The organism is Halostagnicola sp. A-GB9-2 (assembly GCF_030068615.1).
In the GTDB taxonomy this organism is placed as follows: domain Archaea; phylum Halobacteriota; class Halobacteria; order Halobacteriales; family Natrialbaceae; genus Halostagnicola.
In genome coordinates this window covers 410,844-437,539 of sequence record NZ_JASJOC010000002.1, presented here as the reverse complement: position 1 = coordinate 437,539, position 26,696 = coordinate 410,844, and the positions used below count along the sequence as shown (strand labels likewise).

Genomic DNA, 26,696 nt, shown 5'->3' with positions numbered 1-26,696 from the left:
GATCGTTCCAGTCGGTGATAGCCCATTCGCCGATCGGTCTTCCCACCGGTAGTCCCGTTAGTGAGTGGAGTCTCTGGAGAATCCTCTGGTGTGCCAATCTAGTCGACCCTGTACGAATGCGTTCCGTCAGTCGTCCCGCTTTGGAATCGTAACGGAGAACGTTGACCCGGTTCCCGAAACGGATTCGACTCGAATGTCCCCGCCGTGGCGGTCGGCGATCTTTTGACAAAGCGAGAGGCCGATACCCGTTCCCGAAAACTCCGCATGCGAGTGAAGTCGCTCGAAAATATCGAACACTTGATCGACGTGTTCGTCACTAATACCGATCCCGTTATCGTCGATCGATATCCGCCACGCCGTCGATCGTTCCGAAGCCGTGATCTCGATGCGGACCGGCTGTTCGTCCTGATAGGTCATGGCGTTCGAGAGCAGGTTCTGAAAGAGCGCCTCGAGTTGTTTTTCGTCCCCGACGACCGTCGGAAGCGGTTCGACGACCATCTCCGCATCGGTTTCTTCGATTTGTACCGTGAGGTTCGTCCGAATCCGATCGATGACCTCGTCGAGATCGACGGCTTCGAACGGGTCACCGCGCGTCTCCACGCGGGAGTACTCGAGGAGTCCGTCGATCATGCCTTGCATTCGTTCCGCACCGTCGACGGCGAACTCGATGAACTCGAGCGCCTCTTCGTCCAGTTCGTTCTCGTATCTCGACTCGAGAAGCGTGAGATAGCTCGAGACCATGCGAAGCGGCTCCTGAAGGTCGTGAGACGCGACGGAGGCGAACTGCTCGAGTCGCTCGTTCGACGCCGCGAGCTCCTCAACGGTTTCGTTGAGCCGGTACTCGTACTCGGCGCGTTCGATTGCCGACGCGAGAATCGTCGCGACGCTCTGGACAAAATTAATGACGTGGTGGGTAAACCTCCGAGGTGCCGTGTCGTGGACGCCGAAGACGCCCCACGGATCGTCAGACGGGCCGATTACGACGGTTATTCCGCTTCGAATGTCGTGATCGGAAAGCAAGGGGTTGTCATCGAACCGATCCTCCTCTTCGAGGTCCTCGACGATGATTGGCCGAGCAGTATCCAGCGTGTAGCCCGCCTGTGAATCGGCGGGAAGGGGGGAGAGCGTTTCGGTTCCGACGAGGCCGTCGTCCCAGCCGGCTCCGTCGCGAAGCACCAGCGTGTCATTGTCTGTATCTAACTCGAGGACTTCACAGTGAGACGTGTCGAGTGCCGCCGTAACGAGGTCGACGGTTTTCTCGAACAACTGGTCGAGTTCCGAGGACTCGAGGGCTCGCTGGCCGAGCAAGGCGACCGTTTCCTGTTGGACCGCTTTCGCCGAGAGTTCGCGTTCAGCCCGCTTGCGATCCGAAACGTCTCGAAAGAGGCCGACGAAGTACCGATCCCCGTCGTACATAAAGTCGTTTAGCGAGATACCGAGCGGAATCTCGTAGTCGTCTTTGTGCTGGCCGGGTAGTTCGACGTACGTCCAGTTGATGTGTTTTTCACCGGTCTCGAGGTATCGACTGAGCGCCGTGAGGTGATTCTCGCGGAGACGTTCCGGAATGATCTCGACCTTGCTGGCACCGACGAGCTCTTCGGGTGTGTACCCCAGAATCCGTTCGACAGCCGGGTTCGCGTACTGCAACACGCTGTCCGAATCGAGGACGATGATTCCGTCGGGCAAGGCTTCCGCCAGCGCCGCGAACGTCTCGCCGGACGCGAGTTCGATCTGGGACGGCGAACCGGCCTTTCCCTGGCGTTCCGTGATTGCACCGAGGACCGCTGGGCGACCGCCTTCGGACGTGCTATCTACCCGACGGAGAGAGAGGGTACACGGAAAGACACCGTCGACCGTCTCGAGTCTAACCGTCGTCGTTACCGACTCCCGAAATTCGGAGACGAGTTCGTCAATCGTCCGCCGGTCGGTAAAATCGCCGTTTTTAACGAGGGAGGTGAACGGATTCCCGACCAGTTCGCTCGCTGTCTCCCCGACCATCGAACAGAACTGACGGTTGACCGTTGCGATCGTTCCGCGCTCTGTCAACTGGAAGCTGGCGACATCGATATCCGAGAGAAGCCCTTCGATAACGTCGCTCGGACGACCGGTTGTAGAACTGTTATATGAATTGAAAGAACCCGGGCCCATTATCTAATCTCGAGCAGTAGCTGGCTTAAGAACTCCGATATGGGGACATAATACATAGAATTATAATGATGATATTAGTGTATAGTTAGTGTCTCTGACGAATCGGTCGGGGCGTTGAAAAGCTTACGGGCCTCGCACACAGACGAGTGAGCATGGCTGCAAATCGAGTCGTTCAAGGACGAATGGTCAACGCACAAAAACTGGCGGAACTGATCGAGGACGACTCCGTGATGGAAACCGATTCCATCGAAGAGGCGGACCGGTCCTGTCCGGAATGCGGGGAAAACGTCCTGAAAGTCGGCTACATGCCCTCGGTCACGGAGTTCGTGACCGGCTGGAAGTGCCAGGAGTGTGACTGGAGCAACACCGACAGGGACTGATCGAGTCGACTGTCGAACACACTAACCTCGGGCGCTCTCGTCGAGGTAGCACTCGTAGAACGGAACACTCACCAGACCAGAATGTCTAGAACGAGCACGCAACAGACGAGAACAATCTGTTCGCCGTCGACGACGAACCCGTAAAAGAGCGGCCCTCGATCGCGGGTTGCAAACGGAATGTAGCCGCCCACGTAGGCGTTAAAGGCCAACAACACGAGAAACGTCGAGGGGATCAAAGCGGCGAGCGCGGCGACGAGAACGCTCGAGGCGATAGCGATGTTCAATCCCTGTGAGATGAGTCGAGTTCGCTCCGGGTTGAACACGACCGGAACCGTTCTGATCCCTTCCTCTCGATCGCCCTCGATATCCTTGATGTCGAAGATGATGGCCGCGACCGTTAACATAGCGGTCACGTAGCCGGCGAGAAAGAGAAGTTCGGGTTCCTCAAGGACCTCGTAGTAGACGCCAACGCCGAGCGGAATGAGCCCCCAGGCGAGGCCGACGGTCAGGTTTTTTACGAGGAAGACTTTCTTGAGCCGAAAGTGCGAGTACGCGATCGCGACGAGCAACGGGATGACCATGTATCCGGCACCCGGGAGATCGAGGACGACCGCGACGCCGATTGCGACGAGGTAGAGTCCGACCCCGAGCGTCAGCAGGAGCCGTCCGTACCGTTTCGTAAACGCCGCGCGATCGGGGACGTTGCGTTCGTCCTCCTCGAGATCGGTGAATCGATTCAGGCTGTAGACGAACATGGTCGCGGCGAAGACGATGAACAACGGGATCGGATCGATCCGCAGGTCCAACAGGACCATCGTAACGAGTGCGATGCTCGTCGCAGAAAGCGAGATGTGAACGTTGCTGTGAACCAGCAAGAGAGCGAGTGCTTTCGGCTCGGAAAGGATCGAACCGAACCGCTCGAACGCCGTAGAGCGCGTCACGTTCTCGAGTAGATGCCGGTGAGGAGAACTGATTAATGCTGGGGTGATGGCAGGCTCGAGGCGGCCTATTTTCGTTCGGTGGTGTCCGATGATCGGGGACTAATTGTAGTGCGCTCCCAGTCGGCGCCGAACGCAAAATTGGCCGGTTTCGAGACAATTCGTGTCCAATGATAACAGGAATCTTCCGCAGGATCGTCCTCCCTCATAAATCCAAAAACGTGGTTCACACAATCAGATGACCGGTATCTTTTAGAATATCTCGGCGTGGAACCGATGGTATTGGCCTAATATAAACTTACGTGGGTGCGTGACAGGGCAACGGCTCTCGCGAGTGGAAACTGCCATGATTTAAGCGACGTGGGAACAGCCGTTCGAATGGATATGAAGCTACACGAGTATCAGGCGAAGCAAGTCTTCGCCGACGCCGGGGTCCCGACGCCGGAGTCGAAGCTCGCCTCCGACGTCGACGGCGTCGTCGCCGCGGCCGAGGAGATTGGATACCCAGTCGCGGTCAAAGCGCAGGTACAGGTCGGTGGCCGCGGGAAGGCAGGGGGAATCAAGCTCGTCGACGACGAGCAGGAAGCCCGCGAGGCTGCCGACTCGATCCTCGGAATGGATCTCAAGGGCTACCACGTCGACCGCGTCCTCGTCGAGGAGGCAGTCGACTTCACGAACGAACTCTACGTCGGCATCACGATGGACCGGGGCGAGGGCAAACCCGTCGCGATGGTCTCGACGAAAGGCGGCGTCGACATCGAAGCCGTCGCCGAGGAAACGCCGGAAGCAATCGCGCGCGAACACATCGACCCCTCGTTCGGGATGCATCCCTACCAGGCCCGGAAGGCGGTCTACGACGCCGGCGTTCCCGGCGAGATTGCACGTGATGTCTCGAGCGTTCTTACCACCCTCTACCAGCTCTGGTCGGACCGGGACGGTGCCGACGCGGAGATCAACCCGCTGATGGTCACCAGCGACAACGACGTCATCGCGGCCGACGCCGTGATGAACATCGACGAGGACGCGCTGTTCCGACAGCCCGAACTCGCCGAGATGGAAGACGAGGCAGCAAGCGGCGACGCGCTCGAGCAGAAAGCCGACGAGTACAATTTCGACTACGTTCGACTTGAGGGCAACACGGGGATCATCGGCAACGGTGCCGGCCTCGTGATGACCACACTCGACCTCGTGGATCACTACGGCGGTGAGCCCGCCAACTTCCTCGACGTCGGTGGTGGCGCGAAAGCGGACCGGATCGCGAACGCGCTGGACATGGTGTTCTCCGACGAGAACGTTGATTCGGTCGTGTTCAACATCTTCGGGGGCATCACCCGCGGCGACGAGGTCGCCAAGGGGATCAACGAAGCCCTAGAGCAGTTCGACGAGATCCCGAAGCCGGTCGTCGTTCGACTGGCCGGGACAAACTGGGAGGAAGGCATGGAAATTCTCAACGAAGACCTCGTGACGGTCGAGCAGACCCTCGAGGACGCGGTTCAGCGTGCCGTCGAGTACGCTGATGAGGTGAACGAACAATGAGCGTATTAGTCGACGACGACACGCGCGTGGTGGTACAGGGCATCACCGGCGGGGAAGGCAAGTTCCACGCCGAACAGATGATGGAGTACGGGACGAACGTCGTTGCCGGTGCGGTTCCCGGCAAAGGCGGTCAGGAAGTCGCCGGCGTTCCTGTCTACGACACCGTCGATGAAGCGGTCGAAGTGGAGAACGCCGACACGTCTGTCATCTTCGTCCCGCCAGCGTTCGCCGGCGACGCGATCTTCGAGTCCCTCGATACGGACCTCGACCTTGCGGTCGCGATCACCGAGGGAATCCCGACCCAGGACATGGCTCGAGTGAACAAGCGACTCACCGAGACCGACACCCGACTCATCGGCCCGAACTGTCCCGGTCTCATCACCCCCGGCGAGGCCAAACTCGGCATTCTGCCGGGCAACATCTTCGCCTCGGGCGACGTCGGACTCGTCTCCCGTTCGGGGACGCTAACCTACCAGGTCGTCGATAGCCTCACCAACCGCGGTATCGGCCAGACCACCGCGATCGGCATCGGCGGCGACCCGATCATCGGCACCGATTTCGTCGACGCCCTCGAACTCTTCGAGAACGATCCGGACACGAAGGCAATCGCCATGTGCGGCGAGATCGGCGGCGAGGACGAGGAGGAGGCCGCGGCCTATATCGACGAGCACGTCGACACGCCTGTCGCTGGCTTCATCGCTGGCCGAACGGCCCCGCCAGGAAAACGCATGGGCCACGCTGGTGCGATCGTCTCTGGCTCCGGTACCGGCACCGCAGAGAGCAAGATCAACGCGCTCAACGACGCCGGCGTTCCGGTCGGCGACACGCCCGAGGAAGTCGCAGATCACGTCGAGAGCTTCCTCGAGTAATCCGGACGGCTCGTTCGCGATTTTTCATTCGGTCTTTTTCACACTGTTTTCGAACTCGCGCATTCGCTGAGAGAAATCCCAGCCATAGACCACCGACGGCTCGATGGTGATCGTCACTTCCTCGCGGTCCCCGCTGAGCAGGGTTTGGGCGAGCGTCGATTTGGGCCCGCCGAGATATCGGTTGACGAGCGATCGGAGGACGTCCTTTTCGGGGTCGGGCTCGATCGTTGCGGTCCCGCGGCCGCGGACACCCGTGTACGGAGGCTGGTTCGTGGATATTTCGAACGAAACCTCGGGATTTTCGGTGAGGTACGTAACTACCTTCGCCTCCGCCCCGGTCGCACACTCGAGAACCCACTCGTCACTACCGTCGTCGCCGGCCGCTCGAGATCGGTACCACATCGAGAGCATCCACGGATGTCCCGACGGTGTCCGACAGCCGATTCGAATCGGGATCGTCTGCACCGAAAGGAAGCGCGCAATCGTCTCTCTCGAAAGGGAGCCGCGGACGTTCATACCTACTCCGACGACCAAGAAGGGTATAGAATTCGTCCCTCAAAAAGTAGGCTTACTCGCCTCGATCCGACGGCGTCGGCGACTCCGAGTACACTCGAGCGAGCAGTTACCGGTTTCCGTTTGGGCCTCCCGCCACGCATAACGCGTCCGAATCACAAATTTCACTGAGGGGGTAGATAGTTGGAGGGTTCTCTGTTTGGACGCGTACGGTTCAACAATTCACCGACTCGTTCGTTCGGACCCGCAATCAAACCCACAGACCGCAGCCCACATTTCTCGAGAGACGACTGTCCCCAAGAATTATATCTTCGTCAACCGTCCTAGAGATCGTGGTTTACGAGACGCAGAATCAGACGATCGACGACGCACTCGAGCGGGTGTTCGCCGGCGAGCGCCTCGATCGAACCGACGGACTGGCACTGATCGCACAGCCGGTCGAACCGCTCGCGGAGGCGGGGGCCGCAGTGCGAGATCGCTTCGGCGACGGCACCGTCGACTCCTGCTCGATCGTCAACGCGAAGGCGGGCAACTGCGCGGAAGACTGTGGGTTTTGCGCGCAGTCGGTCCACTTCGACACCGGCATCGACACCTACGACTTCCTCGGCCCGGAGAAGATCCTCGAGGCCGCCAAACGCGCCGAGCGCGACGGCGCACAGCGGTTCGGGATCGTCGTCGCCGAACGCGGCGTTTCGAAGGAACACCGTCCGGAGGAGTGGTCGGAGGTCATAGAGTCGATACGCGCTGTTCGCGACGAGTGTGCCCTCGAGGTCGACGCCTCGCTGGGAATTCTCACACCCGAAGAGGCCGAGATCCTCGCCGAAGAGGGGATCAATCACTACAATCACAACATCGAGACCTCGCCGCGATACTTTCCCGAGATCATCGATTCACATAGCTTCGAGGAACGGGTACACACCCTCGAGGTCGCCAAGGAAGCGGGGATGGACCTCTGTGCGGGAGTCATCCTTGGGATGGGCGAAACCCCAACAGATCGCGTCGACGCGGCGATCTCGCTCCAGGAAATCGGCATCTCCTCGCTCCCGGTCAACGTGCTCAACCCCGTCGCGGGGACCCCACTGGCCGAACAGGGCGTCGAAATCAGCACGGAGGAGATCATCAAAACCGTCGCGGTTTACAAACTGCTCCACCCCGAGTCCCGGGTTCGGCTCACGGGCGGGCGCGAGGTCAACCTCGAGCCAGAGGAACAACACCTCCCGCTCGAGGCCGGTGCGGACGGCCTGCTCACCGGCGATTATCTGACCACCGAGGGACAGTCGGCCGGCGAGGATATCGAAATCATCGAGCGGGCGGGACTCGAGCCGAATCAGTCCGTCAACGAGTTCGATCCGGCGGAAGTGAAAGCTCGAGAGCGGCGGGCGACCGAGGAATCCGTCGCTGAGACGGCGGCAGGGACGGCCACCGAGGCGGCGGCGGGAACGACCACGAGCGCAACGACCGAGGCGGACGCGAGGAACGCAGAATCGAGCGACGACTAAGAGACGACCGACCACACAACATACTCAACGATGAACGACACGACGTTTGCGGTGCTCGGAACGGGAGGAATCGGCCGACGAACGCTCGAGGTGAGCCAGCACAAAGACGGACTCACGCCGGTCGCGGCGTGTGATCGTCACGGCGTCGCGATCGACTTCGACGGATTAGACGTCGACGAACTGCTCGAGGCGACGGAGGGGAACATCGACAGTGGGCCACAGAGTACTACTTCTCGAGACGACGACTCGCGAGACGAGACCCTCGAAACCGACGGCGGGGCAACCGCCACTCCCGGCGTCAAACAACACGGCGAGAACGCGGGCGTCGTCGCCTCCGAGCAGGCCCGCCCCTCGGAGGATTCGATCCAGGATATCATCGACCACGGCGACGGCATCGACGCCGTCCTGCTCGCGCTGCCGAACTACGAACACGACTTCATCCCACGGGTCGCCGATCGGTTCCTCGAGGGCGGGTACTCCGGCGTCATGGTCGACGTACTCAAGCGTTCTCGAGTCATCGGAATGCTCGACGACCGTACAGAAGCGTTCGAGGACGCCGGAATCACGTTCGTCTGCGGGGCAGGTGCAACACCGGGGCTTCTCACCGGGGCAGCGGCGCTCGCCGCACAGTCGTTCGTCGAGATCGAGTCGGTCGACATCTGGTGGGGCGTCGGCCTGAAGTCAGGGTACGAAGACAATCGCGGAACGGTTCGCGAGGATATCGCCCATCTGCCGGAGTACGATATCGAGACTGCACGCGAACTCTCGGAAGAGGAAATCGAGGCGATCATCGACGACCACGACGGCGTCATCGAGTTTACGGATATGGAACACGCGGACGACGTCTTGCTCGAGCGTGCCGGGATCTGCGACGCCGAAGACGTCACCGTCGGCGGTATTCTCGATGTCGAACACGACGAGAAACCGACGACGACGACCGTCTCGGTGACCGGAACCACCTTCGATGGCGAGACGGGAACCAACACGTTCGAACTCGACGACGCCACGAGTATGGCGGCGAACGTCAACGGGCCGGCGATTGGTTACCTGAAGACGGGTGTTCGTCGAAACCGATCCGGTGAGTACGGCGTTTTCGGCCCGGCTGAACTGATGCCCGGGTTTTGATCGGGATTCAAGTAGCTGTTCAAGACCACTATAGCGAAGAGAGAAGAGAGACCTCGTGAACCGACTTTGGCCGGTCGTTAGACAACTTGTAGATGGTCCTCGTGAAGTTCCTCGTCCGAAAATTCCTGTCCGTGGACCTCCTCCATGTGTTTCTGAGCCAATTCGACCGCTTCCTCCTCGTTTTCCGACTGGATGATGAACCGGCACGTGTCCGATACCGACTCGCAATCGAGTTTGTGTGCTTTTGCCATCGAAATCACTTCCACTCTTTCCGCGTAGAGCGCTGATCGGTACTTGTAGTGTGTTCACTGGCACCAAGTACCAATGAACCTAGCACGAGCGATTACTTAATTATTGCTGACAGAGGTATTTCACGTCCAGATCAATATATTCATTGATCATAATGGATCCAGTTGGTTCTCGGCAGCTCTCTCGTCGTCTCCTGTACGGAACGTCGAAACCGTCGCCTCGCCGGAAGTCGCATCCCTGGACAAGGTGATGGTAGTGCCTTGTCCAGGTGGAAAACCCATGGTATTCGCCCTGACGGTCTCACGGTCACATCTGGAGTTCGGGCAATTGGGTAGGGGTACCGTACCGCTATCGCGTTCTGGCCCTTTGCGGGCCATCGGAGTACACGCGAGACTATTGTAACACTGTTTGCCAAGAACTCGCAAGGGTTGGCAACTCCGTCTCGAGGAGGGAAATTCCTTTCGAGGCAGAAAACCGCGTTGCTGATTCCCGTCGGCAAGTGCCGGCTTCTCTGGCGACAAGAGTGAAGCTCAGCTACCTATAGCCCCCTCAGCTGTAGTGCGTCTCGAGGTATTCGATGATTTCGTCGCTGTCGTATCTGCTCTCCTCGCGGTCGTGATCGACGAGGTACGGGATCTGGTCTTCGTCGCCCAACTCGGTCAGCGCCCGGTACGTCTGCTCGTTGAGAACGTCGCCGCCCTGATCGCCGGGGAGTCGGGGATTGTGAGCGACGTAAGAGACACCGAGCTCAGTGAGTTTCTCGCGAACGTTCGAACTGTGCGGACAGCCTTCGGCCTGATACAACTCGAGCATTGTTCGTTGAACGTGGAGTACCCGGGTAAGCCTTGAGCAGGAAACAGACGGCAACGCGAGGGACGACTCACGCTTTCGTGTCGCTCTCGAGATGTTCTCCGAAGTCGGTCCAAATCCGATGGCAAAGAATATGTATCATTCTTCTCAATACTCCATTACACCTGACATGATCCGTCACGGGAGCCGCTGAACGATTATGAGATGGCTCCGCATCGAAGAGGGCGTCCTGATCGCGCGCACCGAGTGGAGACGCAGCCGGCGCGAATCCGACTCCGGAAACCTGTGGACGGGTCGACGCGCTTTCCTCGTGCTGGCGCTGGCTATCAGCGGAGTGCTCGGCGTGAGTGCACACGCCGTCGGAACGACGATCGCCTCGGCGCAATCAATCCGCGTCGACGAACTGGAACTCATCGCACCCATCGCGTTTGTCCTGCTCGTCTGGCGGTGCTCGGAGATCACGCACCGGCGGTTCGAACGCCTCGATGCCGACTTCTTGTTGACGACCGTCCCGGCGAGAGCGGGTGCCCTGGGGTTGCTCATCTTCGTGTTCGCTCGAGCGGCGCGTTACCTCGTCGGGCCGACGGTCGCCGTTGCAGTCGGCACCGCGATTGGGCTTCGATCGCCGCTGGTTGCGTTTACGATCACGGCGGCGATTGCCGGGCTGGTCGCGGTCGCCGTCTGTGTCGGCGTGGTCGGCAGGCTCGCCGTCGGGTTCGTCGGACAGCGATTGGCTCGAGGAGGATTCTACAGGGATTTGTTCGTCGTGTTCGGCTGGCTCCCGTTTCTCGTCGCGTGGCTCGTGCTCCAGGAGACTTCGCTGTCGCTCGTCCCGCTGTTTGCATCCCTCGAGTCCGTTCCGATAGCGTGGTTCGTCGACCTCGCGTTCTTCGGCGCGACTGGTCTGGGTGCTGATAGCGCTCGCGGGGTGGGTGCAATCGGCGCAGTCCTCGTGACAGTTCCCGCTCTCGCCGGCGCGACGACCGTCCTCGTTCGGCGCACCTGGGAGCGCGAACCGGACGATTCGACGCCGACTCACGGCTCGCGCTCGCTCGTCACGCCGGGACGACTCGAACGACTGTTCGGCGATTACGTATCGCGTCCCGCGCTCACCGTCGCCCGCGAGCGCTGGCTCATGGAGCGACGTGTTCCGCGAGGACTGCTATCGATGGGGTACACGTTTCTCTGCGTCTTTTTCCTCGCTTTGCCCGCGCTGATCCTCGGCGGGAGCGCGAACATCCCCCTGTTGTATTTCGCGCTCATGGTCGGCCTCTCGGCCGGAATCGCGTTCGGTTCCGATCCGGTCGGCACCGAGTACCGCGTCATGCCGATGCTCTTGACGACGGTCCCGGCGCGGCAGTTCGTCACCGGTCTCGTCTTGCTCTCGACCGTCGCCGGTGCTGTTTTCGCGATCCTGATCGCTCTGGTCGGATTCGCCAGCCCGGTCGGTGTTTTCGAGACGATTCTGATCGTCATCGGTACCGTCGCCTTCAGCGCGTGTACCGCTTGCGTCAGCCTCGCGGTCGGGATGGACGTCGAGCGCTACGAGTACGTCACCGTCCCGTTTTTCTTCACCGACGTGCCGATATACGCGGAAATGGGATCGAAGGGGTTCCGCCGACTCGGGAAGATCTTCGGAGTCGTGTCGCTTGCGGCGATACCGGCGTTACTGGGAAATATCGAGCCGGTCTACGAATGGACCGCAACCGTCGGAATCCCAGCGAGATTCGTGCAATTCATCTCGATACCACTGACAATCGGTCTCACTATTTGGATCGCAATGTCCGCATACCAGACCGCAATCGAGCGATATCGGGCGTATCAGATACGGTGAATCGGATGACACAAAATGCACTTCACAACAGTAGGTGGCGACGTATTTTACGAACGATCGAACAGACTCAAAAACCGGACCAACCAGTCAGGAGCCCGATACCGAAATGAGTGATACCCACGCGATCGCCACGAACGAACTGACCAAGGAGTATCTCGAGACGACGGCCGTCGACCAACTCAGTCTCGAGATCGAACCGGGAGCGATCTACGGCTTTCTCGGGCCAAACGGCGCGGGGAAGACGACCACGATCAAGATGCTGACCGGGTTGATACGACCGACCAGCGGCTCCGGCCGCGTCGGGGGAGCCTCGATCACCGACCGAGAGGCGCTGATCGACCACATCGGCTATCTCCCCGAATCGCCACCGATTCACGAGGAACTCACGGCCCGCGAGCAACTCGAGTACCACGGCGGATTGCGCGGCATGGAACCCCGGGAAATCGAGGAGCGGATCGACTCGCTGCTCGAGCGACTCGACCTCGCCGAAGACGCCGACAACCGGATCGTGACCTACTCGAAGGGAATGCGCCAGAAGACGGGGCTCATCCAGGCGATCATGCACGAACCGGACGTCGTCTTTCTGGACGAACCGACCTCCGGGCTCGACCCGCGGGCGGCCCGAACCGTTCGTGCGGTCATCACGGAGTTGGCCGAATCCGGGACGACCGTCTTCCTTTCGACGCACTTGCTCCCGGTTATCGAACACCTCGCCACCGAGGTTGGGATCCTCTACGAGGGCGAACTCGTCGAAGCGGGAGCGCCCAAGGAACTCGTCGAACGCATGGAAACCGGCGAGGATTCGACGCTCGAGGACGTCTTCCTCGACGTGACGACGACCGACGAAGAACGATCCGAGTGACCGACGCGGTCGGAAGACATGACCAAAATATAAGTTGTTGAATGGATTTTGTTCAACCAGTTGACTCGAAGATGATCGGAACGACACCGGACCGCGAAATCGTCGATTGGGAACGATCCGAGGACGATGGAACGCCGGTCTACACCATCGAATACAGCGGCCCTGTCACTGAGCCGAAGGTCCAGTCCTCGACGCTGTTCGGGACCAGTACCGGCGGCCCGGTTCCGGCCGAAGACCGCAAGATTCAGCTGCCGGACGGCGAGGCGCTCCCGGCGAACGAACTCTCCTTCGACGCCGACGGAACGACGCTTTACGTCCGTCACGGTGGGGAGTCGACACTCGGTCGAATTCGTCGAACGTTGTTTCCGTGGTTGTAAACTGAGTACGAACGATCTATTCTTCCTCGAGCAGCGCTCGAGAGGAGTTCGTCACGACGAGCAGGCTGCTCGCACCCATCGCGACCGCGGCGAACAGCGGATTGAGCAGTCCCGTCACGGCGAGGGGGATCGCGATCCCGTTGTAACAGAACGCCCAGCCGATGTTGCCCTTGACCCGCCGGTCGGTCGCTCGAGCGAGTTCGAAGACCGTCTCAACCGACGTGAGATCGTCGTCGACGAGTGCGACGTCTGCCGCGTCGGCCGCCATCGCCGTCCCCCCGCCCAGCGAGATGCCGAGATCGGCGGCCGCGAGCGCCGGCGCGTCGTTGGTCCCGTCACCGACCATGACCGTCCGCCCCGTTTGTTTCAGCCGCTCGACGGTCTCGGCTTTCCCTTCCGGCGGGACGCCCGCAAAGACCCGATCAACCGCGTCGTCCTCTCGAAATCGGCCCGCCGCTCGAGCGTCGTCGCCAGTCAAAACGACGACGTCGATGTCGGCCTCGGAAATCGCGGTCAGCGTCTCGTGCCACTCCTCGCGGAGTTCGTCGCCGACGACGATCACGCCCTCGGCTGTCCCGTCGCGACCGACTGCAACAGGAACCCGCCCCGTCTCGCGACCGCTCGCGATTCGTTCACGGATTTCCGTCGGAACGGTCCAGCCCAATTCAGCAAATAGGTCGGGGTGACCGACCACGATGTCCTCGCCGGCGACGACACCCGAAACGCCCTTGCGATGGCTTTCGAAGGAGTCGACGAGATCGTCGGACGGGTTCGTTCGGGCTGACTCGGGGTCGGAATCCGATCCCACGTCACCCTCGATCGAACCTGTCGGCTCGCCCTCTATTCGCCGTTGCTGGCGTTCGTACGCCGTGATTTCTCGCGGTCGTTCCTCCTCCGCGAGGCGCTCCTGGGACGGTCCATCATCCGGAACTTCCTCTCGAGGTGTTCCGCCGTCCGTAATCCGATCCGGCCGATCCCAGGCGGTCGCGATAGCCTGACCGATGGGATGGGCAGATCGGGACTCGAGGGCCGCGGCCTTCTCGAGGAGGTCATCGTCGATGTTTGGTCCGTCTCCGTCGCCCGAATCCGGTTCGATGACGCTCATCTCGCCCGTCGTCAGCGTTCCGGTCTTGTCGAAGACGACCGTGTCGGCGTTGCGGATGCGTTCGAAGACGCTGTCATCGAAGACGACGATGGAGTTCGCTAGCGCGTCCCGGATGCCGGCGGCGACCGCCAGCGGCGTCGCCAGTCCGAGCGCGCACGGACAGGAAACGATCAGAACGGTCAGCCCGACGAGCAACGCGCCGGCGAAGCCAGCGCCGAGTATGAGGTAGACGGCGGTGACGACGACTGCGAGGACCAGGACGAGCGGGACGAAGATCGTCGCCAGTTTGTCGGCGAGTTTCTGGATGCCGTGGGTGCCGCTCTGGAGGTCCCAGACGAGTTCGGTGATCCGGTCGAGGCTACTCGTCGCATCGGGACCGACGCGAACCGTCACCGCGCCATCGGAGACCATTGAACCGCCCACGACTGCGTCCCCCTCGGCCTTTCGAACGGGGAGGGACTCTCCGGTGACGACCGCCTCGTCGACCGATGCGTCGCCGTCGACTACCTCGCCGTCGATCGGGATCCGCTCGCCAGTTCGAACCAGCACGTGATCGCCTGCCTCGAGCTCCTCGAGCGGTACGTCTTCGGAGCGGTCCTCGAGTTGGTCGGCGTCCGTCGACCCGCCGCGGCGAACCCGTCGAGCCTCGTCGACCTGTACGGAGGTCAGATCCGAGAGCCGCTCGGTTGCCTGGCGTTTGAGCGATGACTCGTAGTAGCCGCCGACGGTGACGATGACGATGATGGCGACGGTCACGTCGTAGTAGATGTGGTCGCCGCCGACGATGATCGAGAGCGTACTGTAAAGGTAGGCGCTGAGTGCCGCGATGGCCACGAGCAGGTCCATATTTGGTTGACGGGTCTTCGCGCTGACGTACGCACCCTGTAGGATCGGCTTGCCGGTGATCGCTAGAATGATCGTCGTCAGCGCGGCGATGACGAGGTAGAACACCGTCGCGCTCTCGCTGGCCAGCGCGCTCTCGATGAACTCCGTCGTCTGCTCGTCGTAGAACAGCCCGCCGAAGTAGACCGGATAGATGAGGACGATGTACTGGAGCATCACCATCATCCCCATCAACACGCCGACGATGACCCGTCCCATCGCCCAGTTGTCCGCCTGCCGACGGCTGAACGCGTCGTCGCGGGAATAGGCGCTGTAGCCGAGCCCGCTGATGGCGTCCTGTAGCTCTTCTTCGGAGACGGCATCGGGGTCGTGGTCGATCCGAACCGTGTCCGTCACGTAACTCGAGCTGGCCCCGCTGACGCCGTCGGTCGACATGGCCGCCGATTCGATGAACGCCTCGCAGGTCGCACAGTGCATCCCGTCGACCTCGAGAAACGTCGCATCGTGGTCGTCCGGTATCTCTGTGCCGGGCTCGAGTTCCTCCCCGCCTTGTTCAGCCTCGTTCCGCCGTTCCCGAACGTCGGCGGCGTCGACGTCCTCGAGATCGCCGAGCGCGTCGTAAACGTCTCGACAGCCGACACAGCAGAACTGGTTGCCGTCGCCGTCGCTGACATCGACTCCCTCGGTCGGGAGGGCACAGAGCGTACAGCCGGGCGCGGATGGGTCGGTTGCTGTCATCGGTGAGTTTGCGGTTCGATTAGTTCGTGGTGATTCGATCAGTTTGCGGTTCGTTGTTTCGTGGCAATTCGGTTGGTTCGTGACGATCCGATTAGTTAGTGGTGTTCGTGATCTCCCGCCCCCGGAGCGTCGATACCGTCGTAAAACGGCAGTTCCGGGTGCGGAACGGGGTAGCCGAGACTCATCAACCCGTGGGCGAGCAACACGTAGCCGAGGACGACGAACGCGACGCCAAGCAAGCGGTGGACCCGGCGTCGGTGAACCGCGTCGACGGCGTCGATGACGGTTCCGTAGGCGAACACCGCGGGGATCGTTCCAATGCCGAGCGCGGCGAGTGCGAGGCCGCCACCAAGTGGTGAGCCAGTTGCGAACGCGTACAAAAACGCCGGATAGAGGATCGGACACGGGAGCAGTCCGTGGACGGCTCCGAGCCCAACGATTCCGGGACCGTTCGCGAGCCGGTCGACGTGCGTTGCGAGCCAGGCGCTGACCCGCTCAAGGCCGGGGACCGAGACGCCGCCGGTGGTCCGACCGAGGAGATAGTAGATGCCGGTCGCGACGATAAAACCGCCGACGAGGACGCCGATACCGCCGCGAGCGAGGTCGACGACGGGCGTCAGCGAGTCGGTCGTCACGAACAACAGACTCCCGAGCGCGCCGAATGCCGCGCCGAGAAGGGTATAGCTCGCCGTTCGACCGATGTTGAACAGCGCGTGTTGACGGACTTCGTAGGTCGAAAGGTGGCCGCTCGCTCGAGTATCCGACTGCCCGTCGTCCATCTTTCCCGCATAGATCGTTACCAGTGGCCCGCACATCCCGATGCAGTGGGCTCCGGCGAGGACGCCGATGAGGAGAAACAACGCCACGTCGATGCCAAGGAATGTGAACGGGTCCATTGGAAATCCATCCTCGAGAGATCGCTCGTGCTCGACCTACCAACTGGAGGTGGTAATGGGTTTCGTTGTTTCCCATCGGGTCGTAACGATGTCGTGAGTGTCTCTTCGTCCCCGTGCTCGTGTTATACCCGTTCGCTGCTTGCGAGGGCATTCTTCAGGATTTGGTCGACGCCCCGTCGCAACCGTTCGGACGCTGAGGGTCCCGAAATCCCTAACTCCGCACCAATTTCGTCCGTCGATACTTCTCGCGGAACCGAAAAGTACCCTGCGTCGCGCGCCACAACCAGTGCTTGGTACTGCTCGTGCGTGAGCCCAAACGGCGGGTCGTCGGCCGCCGACTCCCGAGTTAATTGCTCGAGGTGGAAGGTCGCGCCTCGATCCGTACAGAACGCTCGAAACTCCGCGAGCGCCTCCCGGTCGGGGAATCGGGACCGACACCACCAGCCGTCGACGGTCACGATGGCATCGAGTGGCATCGCACCCAGATCCATATACGTTCGGTAGATCGGCACCGGCGGATCACGGAGCGTGATTCGATACAGCGCGTTCTCGTCGTATTCATCCAGCGTCACGGCCTCCGCAACCGACGGATCGTCCGCCAGTGCGTCGCGAAACTCGCTGTCGGGATAGTCGACGATTCGACAGATCATCACGGGGCGTTCGGGGTCGACGGTGAGAATTCGCTCGACGTATACCGTGACCTCGGAAACGGTTGCGACCGCGTCCGTCAACGGGAGGTCGAGCGACGTTAGCCGAAATTCCGTAATGAGACCCATACGGCTAGTTCGGCGCTAGTATTTAAAGACCCTACTCTACAAGATATAGACTCATCGGAATTCCGCCGGTACGGTAAGACGACGATGTCAACCGATAAAGAATCACAGCCCGAAATGCAACTCGACACGGCAGTTCGTTCGCACAACTACTACCGAAACGCCGTCGAAAAGCACTGGGACCCCCACGAAATATCCCTCGCGGTTGACCGTGACGGAATCGCCGACCTGTCCGATCCACAGTTTGAATCGTTCAAGGAATCTCTCGCCCTGTTCGGGGCCGGCGAGGAGTCGGTGACGGAGGACCTCGCACCGCTGGCGGTCGTCTTGGACGACATCGGCGATCAGATGTTCATCACCACACAACTCTACGAGGAATCGAAACACACCGACTTTTTCGATCGGTACTGGCGCGAAGTCGTTCACGCCGAGGAAACACGCCGCGGCCAGGAGTTGTCCTCGCCGACCGACAAGGAATGGTTCAGCGACCCCTACAACGAGCTGTTCGAGCGCAACGAACGGGCCATGGCTCGCCTCCTCGAGGACGACTCGCCGGAAAACCGAGCGAAAGCCCACTGTCATTACCACTTGACGATCGAGGGCATTCTCGCCCAGACGGGTTACTACGGACTTACTCTCGCCTACGGCGAGAGCGAATCTGATCTCCCCGATCTTCCGGGACTGGTCGAGGGGCTCAAACTGATCCGGAGCGACGAGGGACGCCACGTCGGATTCGGAATGGCCCAACTCAAGTCACTCGTGACCGGCGGCGAGGTCGATCCCGACGTCCTCCGCGAGACGGTTAGCGAACTGGTTCCACTCGTCCAGAACAGTCTGACGAACCGCGGCGTTACCGAGGAGGATTCCGGTCCAAGTCCGAGCGACCTCACGGAGTACGCTTACGACAAACACGAACAGCGAATGAACCAGATAACCACTGCGAGCGAGAACATTCCCGATGTCGAGGAGCTTACGCAACTGGACGCTTGAGACGGACGATTCGACCGTCGTTCGCTCGGTTGCGTCCTGAACGTCCGTCCGCTTTCACTACCCGTGCCGGTTCGCCCGGTACGCCGGAGCCGTAGCTGCCATGTATTTCGACGTGCGGTGATCGTCTGCGGACGGAGTCCCGGGTCACCTTTCCGCCAACTCAATACTTAATCCCCGAACGTTTGAATCCCAACCGTGTTCGTCGTCGTCCTGTCGCTGGCCAGCCACCGATTCTGGCGAGTCTGGAAACGTGTCTTTAGCCTGTCGTGGCCGGTGATGGCCGAACAGGTGCTCCGGACGTTGATGCGGACGACGGATCTGATCGTCGCGGGACTCTTTTCACCGGCCGCGGTCGCCGCAGTCGGACTCGCGGATATCTACGCTCGGTTCCCGCTTCGGTTCGGGATCGGTATCGGCGACGGTGCGATCGCCCTCTCGAGTCAGGATACCGGCGCTGACGCCGACGCCAACAGAAATCAGGCGGTGACACAGGCGCTGTTGATCGGGCTTCTCGGTGGTATCCCGTTCATCTTGTTTGGACTTTTTCTCAACGAGTACGCGATCGCTATTCTGGGTTCGCTCGCCGAAGAGGGTGCGATGGCGGACGTGATCGAGTACGGGAGCACGTACCTCATGATCATCATGGTCTCCGCGCCCGCGATCCACGTTAACTTCATCGCCGCGCGTTCGATCCACGGCACCGGCGACACGAGAACGCCGATGTACGTAAACGGTGTCGTCAACGCTCTCAACATCGTCGCGACTATCGGGCTTGCGCTTGGGCTCGGCCCGTTTCCGGAACTCGGTGTCGTCGGAATCGCGCTCGCGACAGCGGTCTCGGACACGCTCGGCGCGCTTACCTTCCTCTTGATTCTCTGGTCGCCGCTCAACGAGATCCAGTACGTCGTTCCCCGGCAGTTAGTGATCACGAAGCAACTTATCCTCATCAGTTGGCCGCGAATCGCCGAGGGTCTCACCGAGATGTTCGCCGAATTCCCGTTCAACGCGATTTTGCTGGCGTTCGGCACCGAGGTCAACGCCGCCTACCACATCGGCCGCCGAATGTACCAACAGGTCGCCTCGCCGCTCGCCCGTGGCTACGGCGTTGCGGCGAACATTATGGTTGGGCAGTCACTCGGCCGAGGCGAACCCAAAACGGCGTTCTACAACGGCGCGGCCGCAACTGCACTGAGTACGCTCACCGTCGGCGGCTTCTGTCTCTTGCTCTTTTTCTTCGCCGAGCAGTTCGTCCTCGTGTTTACCGACGATCCGGCGACGGTTGGCTACGCGAGCGGCTTCGCGCAGGCGTACGCCATTGCGGCGGTCCTGATCGCCGCCTACCTCACCCTCGCCGGCTCGCTCCGCGGGGGGAGCGAGACGGTCCCGCCCTTTATCGCACGCGTCATCGGAACCTTCGTCTTCCTGCTTGGCTTTACCTACGTCTTCGGCGTCGTCCTCGAGTACGGCGTCGTCGCGGCCTACGTCGCGGTCGTCCTCGACTTCGTCTTCCGGGTTGCCTACCTCGGCGTCGTCTTCTATCGCCGTCGATGGATCGATCGGGGAACCTCAATGATGCGAGAACGCGGCAGTATCGAAGAGAATCCGGCGGAGGACTAACACGACCTGTCCGATCTGTAGCCGCCGCTTTTCAAGCCACGAGTAGCGTCACGCCGCCACCGCCGACGATCGCCAGTCCGCCGAGGCCGAAACAGACGATCCAGAAGGGTATTCGCTCGACGATTCGCATCAGGATCCCGATCGTCGCGTAGCCGACGACCGCACTCGTGAGGACTGCGAGTGCGGCCATCTCGAGGCTCACCCCCGGGATACCTCCCTCTGTAACGAAGATCAATGCGCCCGCGCCGATCCCGGTCGGAATCGAGAGGAGAAAGGAGAGACGGAACGCCGAGGGTGCTTGATACGACCGAAAGAGGAGGACGCTCGTGGTAACCCCCGAGCGGGAGATGCCGGGGAGTATCGAGAGTCCCTGAAAGCCGCCGACGATCACGGCGTCTCGAAACGTCGGATCCTCCCGTTCCGCGAGATCCACCGACTTCGAGGCCAACTCCAGTACGCCGGTCAGGACGAGCAAGACGCCGATTGCGGCGATGAACAGGCCGCCGCTAAGTTCGCTCGCGATATCGACGGCGAGGAAGTAGATCGGAAGCCCGATCAGCCCGGTGGCAAAACACGCGACGACCACAAACGATGTCACTGCGTTCGGCCCGGTAAACGCCGACTGAGGTCGCCACTGGGGAACGGCCTCGAGGCTCTCGAGGATTTCGTCGCGGTAATACAGCGTTGCAGAGAGCGTCGTCCCGAGTTGCAAGAACAGCGCGAGTTGCAGGGCGTGATCCGGGGAGATGTCCATCAGGATGAGAAACAGCGAAAGGTTCCCCTGCGAGGAGACCGGAAGCCACTCGACGATGCCCTGGACGACCCCGGCCAAGATGGCGACGATGAGGTCCCAGTACTCGTTCATCGGAACCTTTCTCCCCGATATCGGTCCGGCTCCCACCGCCCTGCCGGCAAGTCGCCAGTCATTCGACGGTCACGCTCTTTGCGAGATTTCGCGGCTTGTCGATCGATCGCCCCATCGTGTTGGCGACCCAGTAGGCGATGAGTTGTAACTGTACGTTCGCAAGGACGGCCGCGCAGCGTTCGTTGGTTTCGGGGATTCCCAGAACGTAATCCGCGTACCGTTCGACGTCGGACGCGCCGTCGGTGACGACGACCACCGGAGCGTCTCGAGCCTCGACCTCTTTGATGTTCGAAATCGTCTTCCGTGCCGTCTGGCCGTCTCCCGTCACGACCGCGAAGACGGGCGTGTTCTCGGTGACCAGCGCGAGCGGACCGTGTTTCAGTTCGCCGGCCGCAAAGCCCTCGGCGTGTTCGTACGTAATCTCCTTGAACTTCAGCGCGCCCTCCAGTGCGACCGGGTAGTGCAAGCCGCGTCCGATGAAAAAGAACGCATCGGAGCCGACGAGTTCCTCGGCAACCTCCCGCGCGCTCGTTGTTTCGAGTATTGTCCGTACCTGATCCGGAACGCGGCGTAACGATTGGATCTCGTCGTGCGAGATCTGACTGCTCACGGCGGCGCTCAGGACCAACAGTGTCAGCTGTTGGCTCGCGAACGTCTTCGTCGCCGCGACGCCGATTTCCGGCCCCGCTCGAATGTACAGCGCGTGGTCGCACGCTCGAGCGGCGGAGCTTCCCACGGTGTTGGTCACGGCGAGGGTCGTCCCGCCGGCGCGGTTTGCCTCGCGGAGCGCACGAAGCGTGTCCGCCGTTTCCCCGCTCTGGGTGATGCCGACGACGAGCGTGTCGTCGTCGACCGGAACGCGGTCAGTCGTGTACTCACTCGCGATGGTTGCGGTCGCGTGTATTCCCCGCTGTTGCAACAGCGACGCTCCGTAGAGGGCGGCGTGGTACGAGGTTCCGCAGGCGACGAACTCTATCGGGGCGGCGAACTCCTGCTCGACGAACGTATCGAGTTCCTCGAGCGTGACGGTCCCCGCCAGTTCGTCGACTCGACCGCGGAGACACTGCCTGAGCGCCGAGGGCTGTTCGTGAACCTCCTTGAGCATGTGGTGGTCGTACCCGCTTTTTCCCGTATCCTCAGCGTCAAAATCAACCGTTTTGACCGTCTTCTCGATGGTCGTTCCGTCTTCATCGCTAACCTCGTATCCCTCACCGTTGAGGCGAACGAACTCCTCGTCCTCGAGGTACACGACGCGGTCGGTGTGCTCGATGAACGCCGGTACGTCGCTGGCGAGGTAGTAGCCGCCTTCGGCTCCGGTCGACTGCCCGTCGGCATCCCCGGCACGTCCGTCGCCGTTCTCCTCGATGCCGAGCACGAGCGGGGACTCCTTTCGCGTCGCGTAGATCGTCTCGTCGCCCTCGAAGACGGCCGCGATGGCGTAACTGCCCTCGATCCGGTCGATTGCCCGGCGGAACGCTCGTTCGTAGACGATGCTCCCCCCGTCACTCCGAACGCCGTCTGCGTTCTCGGCCGACTCGAGGTACAGACTGATAAGATACGGAACGACCTCGGTGTCAGTTTCGCTCTCGAAGGTCACGCCCTCGGCCGTTAGCTCGTCTCGAAGCGTTTGATAGTTCTCGATGATTCCGTTGTGAACGACCGCGACGCGCCCGCTGTCGTCGGTGTGGGGATGCGCGTTCGTGTCCGTCGGCGGTCCGTGAGTGCTCCAGCGCGTGTGGCCGATGCCGACCCCGGGTTCGCGAAGCTCAGATACCGAAAGCGACGAGACGAGTTCCTCGAGTTCACCCTCGGATTTGTACACGTCGAGTTCCGCGTTGGCGAGCGCGACGCCGGCGGAATCATATCCCCGATACTCGAGTTCCGAGAGCCCGTCGAGCAGGATGTCGATCGCGTCAGGCGTGTTGGCGTCCGCCGAGCCGACGTAACCGATGATGCCACACATTCCTACCGGACCTCCGTCTCGGAGTCGATCGACCCGCTCACCGTCGCCCCCGCGTGGATCGTTACCTCGGAACCGACGATGGTCCCCGGCCCGTAGGTGACGCCCCCCTGGTCTCGTGCGCGATCGGCCAGTAACGCACCCAGCCGTTCTCCCTCGTGAACCGTTGTTTCGACTCGGACGTCACCGGGCCCGCCGACGACCGTCGATCCGGTCCCGATTTTGACGCCTCGGCCGGTGACGCAGTCGGCGACCGTCGCGTTCGCTCCGATCCGGGTATCCGAATCGATGACGCTGGTTTCGAGCGTTGCGTTCGACCCAACGGTGACATTGTCGCCGAGCGAGACGTACGGCCCGACGACCGCACCGGGGCCGATCACGCAGTCCGGAGCGATAATCGACGGCTCGACGATCGTCGCCGACTCGTGAACCTGTGCCGAGGGCGCGATACAGCTCTCGACGGTCCCCGTTTCGAACAGCGTTTCGGCAACCTCAAGGAGATCCCAGGGGTACGTCGCGTCTATCCATTCCCCGCTGGTTCGGGCCGCGTTGACGGTCTCTCCCCGCTCGAGTAGGCTGGAGAATCCGTCGATCAGCGAGTACTCCCCGCGACACGAGTCGACAGTCGTCACGATGTCGATCGATTCCGGTTCCAGTACATAGACGCCCGCGTTGAGCCGATAGTTTCTGTCGTCGGTCGGATTTTCGACGAGTTCGGCAACGGTGTCGTCCGAATCGACGATGACGCCGCCGTATTCCGTAACGTTACTTGAGGAGATCACCGCGATTGTTCCGGCCGCATCCGAGTCGTGGCGATCGATCGTATCCTCGATAATCGACGCGTCGATTAGCTGGTCGCCGTTGACGACGAGCGACGTTTCGTCGACGGTCGGCAGCGCCGCTTCGAGCGCGTGGGCGCTGCCGAGTTGTTTGTTCTGGATCGCGTACTCGATCGGGACGTCCCGGTAGATCGACCCGAAGTGGGACTGAACGGCGGTCCGTCCGTAACCGACGACAACGGTCAGTCGCTCGATGCCGGCGTCGATGAGTTCGTCGAAAACGTGCTCGAGGATTGGCTTCGTCGCGGCGGGCAACATCGGTTTGGGGCGATGTCTGGTCAGCGGACGAAGACGAATTCCTTCACCCGCGGCCAGCACGATCGCGGATCGAACGCTCATTGGTCGGGTAGATGCAATCCTCGTGTGTATTTCTACTGGTTGGAATGTCGGACTGTCGCCTTCGTTCGAGTCGACAGCAAGTCGGTGACTTTTCACTCGAGGCGGGCCCATATCCGCTCATGATCGACGAGGAGACGCCGGTACTGGACAACCACATGCATCTGGATCCGGACCACGGTCGCGGTATCGACGCCGTCGAAGACTTCGCTCGACTCGGCGGAACGCATCTACTGGTCGTCAACAAACCCTCGTGGTACCTCGGCGTCGAGGCGGAAACCGGCGAGGACTTTCGCCCGGTCTTCGAGCGAACGATCGAGGTCGTCGAGGAGGCCTCCGAGGTGCTCGACGGGCGAGCTTGGCCCGTCCTCGGGGTTCACCCCGGGCTGGTCTCGCGGCTGGTCGACGAGCGCGAATACGAACCAGAAGCCGCTCGAGACGTTATGCAAGGTGGGATCGATCTCGCCGCCGAGTACGTCGAATCCGGCGACGCGCTGGCGCTGAAGTCGGGGCGTCCTCACTACGACGTCGACGACGCCGTCTGGGACGCCTCCAACGACGTCATGTGCCACGCGTTCGACCACGGCGCGGCCCTCGAGTGTGCGGTTCAGTTGCACACCGAAGCGAGCGAATCGCTTCCGGAGGTTGCCGCGTGGGCGGAAGAGGCGGGACTCCCGGCTCATCGCGTCGTCAAACACTACGCCGCGGGTCGGCTCGAGGGGCCGACGCCGAGCGTCATGAGCGAGAAGGATCGACTCGAGGTCGCGGCCGAGCGCGGCGAGCCGTTCCTGATGGAGACCGACTTCGTCGACGACCCCGACCGGCCGGGTGCCGTGCTCGGACCGAAAACGGTTCCCCGGCGGGTTCGCTGGCTGCTCGAGGAGGGCCTCGAAGATGCGGTCCGGATTGCCCACCTCGAGACGCCGGAACACGTCTACGGAATCGATACGAAGGCGACGCTCGGAAACACGTAGCAGGCGCGGGCGTGGCGCGACCGTAGTTCTGCTCGAAACGTGGGCAGCGCCCGGCAAACTCGCGGTTTGACACTTCCAGGGAACGACTGATGTAGAGAAAGGCATTTCAAGCGGCCGGTGTAGGTGTGAGTATGAGCAATCCCCCGACGGAGTTTTATTCAGCAGAACGGTGGCAAAACTGGATCGGTCGTATCCAGGACGAGGATATCGATCCGGAAGACGAATCGTCCGCGCGCCTGCTCTTGAACCTGCAGGACGACACGGCGATCGCCATCGCGAAAATTGTCTCGGCCTACGACGACGGGGAGATCGATCAGGAGACCGCACTTGAGGAGATCCAGGACGTCAGAGAGATCGTCCTTTCGGAAGTCGACATCGACGACGAAGAGAAACTGATCCTCGTCGACGGCGTCCAGACGAGTCTCGTCTGTGTCTTCTTCGCCGCCGAGGAGTACGTCGCAGACGGTCCCGCAGAGGACGGTAACGTCAACGATTACGTCGGCGCGGCGGCCGACGCCGAAGCCGAGGAGGATCTCGATGCGGCGCTTGGCTACGCCGCACAGGCCGGGACGCTGATCATCGACGGCGAAGAACTCGACATGACCATGGCGGAGGAACTCGAGTATGGTCTCGTCACCGAGTGGATCAACGGCCTCGATAGCTTACAGAGCGCGATGAGCGATCCGGAAGTCGTCGAAGAGGACGAATAGCCACTCGATCTCGTTTCGTTTTCCGATCCGCGGTCGATATCGGTTCGAATCCCGCTATTGTCCCCCCATAAACGCTTTAGGGTGCCGGTCACGTACGTCGAATCATGTACGTTCGGGACGCGAAAAACAGGGAGGAGGTCTGGCTTCTCGATCACATCGAGGCAATGGGTCTCGACGAAACGTCGTTTCGCTCTCGAGACTACGTCGTCGCGATCGACGAACAGTCGGGGGCAAAAGCGGGATTTGCCCGGATTCGCGTCCACAAAACCGACGCCGATTCAGAAGGCGGCGACACGGAGTCGCCCGAGGACGAACCAACCGAGTGCTGCGAGCTTACCAGTATCGGCGTCCTCGAGAACTGGCGCGGACAGGGCGTCGGCGCACACATCATCGAGCGCCTTGTCGAGTATGCGGGAGACGACGGCTTCGAAACCGTTTACGCCCTTACCGGCGAAGCTGACTACCTGCGGCAGTTCGGCTTCCGCCGGATCGAAGAGAGTTCGCTTCCGGAGCCGCTCGTCAACAGACTCGAGGAAAAGCGAAACGGAATCGATCCGGAGGCGATTCCACTCGTCCTTGACATCGAATCGTTCGAGCTTCCGGAACGGCTCAGGGAGGCGTTCAAGCGGGCAACCGAACGCGACGAATCGGCGGAGTCGACCGAAGAGTCCCCCGAAGACTTCGGGATCGATTCCGACTCGGCGACCTACAAGTATGATACGGGACGATAATACGCACATGAAGCAGGCAGGATCCCCTCGAAAGAGGCAGGAAGATTGCGCTGACGGGTCGGTTCTCGATCAAGTAGCCGAAGTCTTCGACCGGGATCGAACAAAGCGAACCGGAACCGCGAGCGGCAAGTCGCGCGCGTTTATTAACCTTCAAGCCCTCCCCCGCCAAGGAATCCATA

The 26,696-nt window shown here is 61.3% G+C and carries 24 protein-coding genes; 13 read left to right on the top strand and 11 right to left on the bottom strand.

All coding sequences use genetic code 11. The features are described from left to right. Positions 1 to 126: 126 nt before the first annotated feature. The gene (locus QNM96_RS07600; protein WP_283835470.1) at positions 127 to 2,148 is read right to left on the bottom strand and encodes a PAS domain S-box protein; all 2,022 of its coding nucleotides are present in this window, start codon (positions 2,146 to 2,148) and stop codon (positions 127 to 129) included. 152 nt (positions 2,149 to 2,300) lie between these two features. On the opposite strand from QNM96_RS07600, the gene QNM96_RS07595 reads away from it, so the two are divergent. After that, a complete protein-coding gene (locus QNM96_RS07595; RefSeq protein ID WP_283835469.1) occupies positions 2,301 to 2,528 on the top strand; it encodes a DUF5795 family protein in 228 nt (75 codons plus the stop codon). A 68-nt stretch (positions 2,529 to 2,596) separates the two neighbouring features. Here the strand turns inward: QNM96_RS07595 and QNM96_RS07590 are convergent, their stop codons facing one another. Beyond that, positions 2,597 to 3,433 (bottom strand): UbiA family prenyltransferase, encoded by an 837-nt coding sequence (locus QNM96_RS07590; RefSeq protein ID WP_283835654.1) that lies wholly within the window; start codon positions 3,431 to 3,433, stop codon positions 2,597 to 2,599. A 417-nt stretch (positions 3,434 to 3,850) separates the two neighbouring features. Between QNM96_RS07590 and sucC the strand changes: the two genes are divergently transcribed. Then, a complete protein-coding gene (gene sucC, locus QNM96_RS07585) occupies positions 3,851 to 5,002 on the top strand; it encodes an ADP-forming succinate--CoA ligase subunit beta (RefSeq protein ID WP_283835468.1) in 1,152 nt (383 codons plus the stop codon). Next, a complete protein-coding gene (gene sucD / locus QNM96_RS07580) occupies positions 4,999 to 5,871 on the top strand; it encodes a succinate--CoA ligase subunit alpha (RefSeq protein ID WP_283835467.1) in 873 nt (290 codons plus the stop codon). Before sucC ends, sucD begins: the two co-directional genes overlap by 4 nt. 24 nt (positions 5,872 to 5,895) lie before the next feature. Here the strand turns inward: sucD and QNM96_RS07575 are convergent, their stop codons facing one another. Further along, the gene (locus tag QNM96_RS07575; RefSeq protein ID WP_283835466.1) at positions 5,896 to 6,387 is read right to left on the bottom strand and encodes a pyridoxamine 5'-phosphate oxidase family protein; all 492 of its coding nucleotides are present in this window, start codon (positions 6,385 to 6,387) and stop codon (positions 5,896 to 5,898) included. Between the two features lie 329 nt (positions 6,388 to 6,716). Here QNM96_RS07575 and bioB point away from each other — a divergent pair, with 329 nt between their 5' ends. Beyond that, on the top strand, positions 6,717 to 7,883 hold the full coding sequence (gene bioB, locus QNM96_RS07570) for a biotin synthase BioB (protein WP_283835465.1): 1,167 nt from the start codon (positions 6,717 to 6,719) through the stop codon (positions 7,881 to 7,883). A gap of 30 nt (positions 7,884 to 7,913) precedes the next feature. Next, complete coding sequence (locus QNM96_RS07565) at positions 7,914 to 9,008, top strand: transcriptional regulator (RefSeq protein WP_283835464.1); 1,095 nt, start codon at positions 7,914 to 7,916, stop codon at positions 9,006 to 9,008. Between the two features lie 77 nt (positions 9,009 to 9,085). Here the strand turns inward: QNM96_RS07565 and QNM96_RS07560 are convergent, their stop codons facing one another. Both QNM96_RS07560 and QNM96_RS07555 read right to left on the bottom strand, forming a co-directional pair. Next, positions 9,086 to 9,259, bottom strand: coding sequence for a DUF1059 domain-containing protein (locus tag QNM96_RS07560; protein ID WP_283835462.1), 174 nt, complete (start codon positions 9,257 to 9,259; stop codon positions 9,086 to 9,088). A gap of 547 nt (positions 9,260 to 9,806) precedes the next feature. Then, positions 9,807 to 10,070: a glutathione S-transferase N-terminal domain-containing protein gene (locus tag QNM96_RS07555; protein WP_283835460.1), complete on the bottom strand. Its 264-nt coding sequence runs from the start codon at positions 10,068 to 10,070 to the stop codon at positions 9,807 to 9,809. A gap of 196 nt (positions 10,071 to 10,266) precedes the next feature. Here QNM96_RS07555 and QNM96_RS07550 point away from each other — a divergent pair, with 196 nt between their 5' ends. From QNM96_RS07550 to QNM96_RS07540, 3 genes are all read left to right on the top strand, one after another. Beyond that, positions 10,267 to 11,901 carry a hypothetical protein gene (locus QNM96_RS07550; RefSeq protein ID WP_283835459.1) on the top strand — a complete coding sequence of 545 codons (1,635 nt, stop codon included), beginning with the start codon at positions 10,267 to 10,269 and terminating at the stop codon, positions 11,899 to 11,901. A 106-nt stretch (positions 11,902 to 12,007) separates the two neighbouring features. After that, a complete protein-coding gene (locus tag QNM96_RS07545; RefSeq protein WP_283835458.1) occupies positions 12,008 to 12,763 on the top strand; it encodes an ABC transporter ATP-binding protein in 756 nt (251 codons plus the stop codon). Between the two features lie 71 nt (positions 12,764 to 12,834). Further along, positions 12,835 to 13,140, top strand: coding sequence for a hypothetical protein (locus QNM96_RS07540; protein WP_283835457.1), 306 nt, complete (start codon positions 12,835 to 12,837; stop codon positions 13,138 to 13,140). A 16-nt stretch (positions 13,141 to 13,156) separates the two neighbouring features. Here QNM96_RS07540 and QNM96_RS07535 read toward each other — a convergent pair whose 3' ends face one another. The 3 genes from QNM96_RS07535 to QNM96_RS07525 all read right to left on the bottom strand — a co-directional run bounded on the left by QNM96_RS07535 (position 13,157) and on the right by QNM96_RS07525 (position 17,498). Next, positions 13,157 to 15,826, bottom strand: coding sequence for a cation-translocating P-type ATPase (locus QNM96_RS07535; protein ID WP_283835456.1), 2,670 nt, complete (start codon positions 15,824 to 15,826; stop codon positions 13,157 to 13,159). A 95-nt stretch (positions 15,827 to 15,921) separates the two neighbouring features. Then, entirely contained in the window at positions 15,922 to 16,722 is an 801-nt protein-coding gene (locus QNM96_RS07530; protein WP_283835455.1) for a sulfite exporter TauE/SafE family protein, read from the bottom strand. A gap of 122 nt (positions 16,723 to 16,844) precedes the next feature. Then, complete coding sequence (locus QNM96_RS07525) at positions 16,845 to 17,498, bottom strand: helix-turn-helix domain-containing protein (protein WP_283835454.1); 654 nt, start codon at positions 17,496 to 17,498, stop codon at positions 16,845 to 16,847. Between the two features lie 84 nt (positions 17,499 to 17,582). Here QNM96_RS07525 and QNM96_RS07520 point away from each other — a divergent pair, with 84 nt between their 5' ends. Both QNM96_RS07520 and QNM96_RS07515 read left to right on the top strand, forming a co-directional pair. Further along, the gene (locus QNM96_RS07520) at positions 17,583 to 18,485 is read left to right on the top strand and encodes a ribonucleotide-diphosphate reductase subunit beta (protein WP_283835453.1); all 903 of its coding nucleotides are present in this window, start codon (positions 17,583 to 17,585) and stop codon (positions 18,483 to 18,485) included. A gap of 195 nt (positions 18,486 to 18,680) precedes the next feature. Next, complete coding sequence (locus QNM96_RS07515; protein ID WP_283835452.1) at positions 18,681 to 20,102, top strand: MATE family efflux transporter; 1,422 nt, start codon at positions 18,681 to 18,683, stop codon at positions 20,100 to 20,102. Between the two features lie 31 nt (positions 20,103 to 20,133). On the opposite strand, the gene QNM96_RS07510 is transcribed toward QNM96_RS07515, so the two are convergent. The 3 genes from QNM96_RS07510 to QNM96_RS07500 are packed head-to-tail and all read right to left on the bottom strand — an operon-like array spanning position 20,134 to position 24,105. Further along, entirely contained in the window at positions 20,134 to 20,967 is an 834-nt protein-coding gene (locus tag QNM96_RS07510) for an undecaprenyl-diphosphate phosphatase (protein WP_283835451.1), read from the bottom strand. Between the two features lie 58 nt (positions 20,968 to 21,025). Beyond that, entirely contained in the window at positions 21,026 to 22,930 is a 1,905-nt protein-coding gene (glmS, locus tag QNM96_RS07505) for a glutamine--fructose-6-phosphate transaminase (isomerizing) (RefSeq protein ID WP_283835450.1), read from the bottom strand. Between the two features lie 2 nt (positions 22,931 to 22,932). After that, complete coding sequence (locus QNM96_RS07500; protein WP_283835449.1) at positions 22,933 to 24,105, bottom strand: sugar phosphate nucleotidyltransferase; 1,173 nt, start codon at positions 24,103 to 24,105, stop codon at positions 22,933 to 22,935. A gap of 119 nt (positions 24,106 to 24,224) precedes the next feature. On the opposite strand from QNM96_RS07500, the gene QNM96_RS07495 reads away from it, so the two are divergent. The 3 genes from QNM96_RS07495 to QNM96_RS07485 all read left to right on the top strand — a co-directional run bounded on the left by QNM96_RS07495 (position 24,225) and on the right by QNM96_RS07485 (position 26,517). Beyond that, the gene (locus tag QNM96_RS07495; protein WP_283835448.1) at positions 24,225 to 25,076 is read left to right on the top strand and encodes a TatD family hydrolase; all 852 of its coding nucleotides are present in this window, start codon (positions 24,225 to 24,227) and stop codon (positions 25,074 to 25,076) included. 131 nt (positions 25,077 to 25,207) lie between these two features. Beyond that, positions 25,208 to 25,786 carry a DUF2150 family protein gene (locus tag QNM96_RS07490; protein WP_283835446.1) on the top strand — a complete coding sequence of 193 codons (579 nt, stop codon included), beginning with the start codon at positions 25,208 to 25,210 and terminating at the stop codon, positions 25,784 to 25,786. Between the two features lie 104 nt (positions 25,787 to 25,890). Then, positions 25,891 to 26,517 (top strand): GNAT family N-acetyltransferase, encoded by a 627-nt coding sequence (locus QNM96_RS07485; RefSeq protein WP_283835445.1) that lies wholly within the window; start codon positions 25,891 to 25,893, stop codon positions 26,515 to 26,517. Positions 26,518 to 26,696: the final 179 nt, after the last annotated feature.